Below are 378 nucleotides of genomic sequence, written 5' to 3' on the forward strand. Positions count from 1 at the left end.
GAATAATAGATACTTTCGCAATTGCATCCACTGTGTGTCCATTAGAAATACCAACATTACTTAAATACACATACGCTTCCGGTGTATTATTATCAAGCGTAATAAAGTTACCGGAATACGCAACAATACCACTACCGTTATTTACAGCAAGTGATTTTTTCGTAATCATACCATCTGGATTCACTAAAAACGCATATGATTTACTTTTGCCTTCTACAAATTTAGGCGAGAAGTTAATATTACCCGGTGCTAACGATGTTGATGGGTCATCAAGCTTTTGAACTAAATCGCCTGTGTAGTCGATAATTTTACCTGAATAGTCTTCAACGGCACGTGTTGTTCCCGCACTACGAAAAGCAGAACGGAATGTTGTACCGC

At 38.1% G+C, this 378-nt stretch carries 1 protein-coding gene; it reads right to left on the reverse strand.

Annotated features, from left to right (window positions below; translation table 11 throughout):
* On the reverse strand, window positions 1-378 hold a 378-nt coding region (locus tag TP70_RS12420), incomplete at both ends, for a hypothetical protein (RefSeq protein WP_044360856.1).

The organism is Staphylococcus microti (assembly GCF_000934465.1).
Classification (GTDB): Bacteria; Bacillota; Bacilli; order Staphylococcales; family Staphylococcaceae; genus Staphylococcus; species Staphylococcus microti.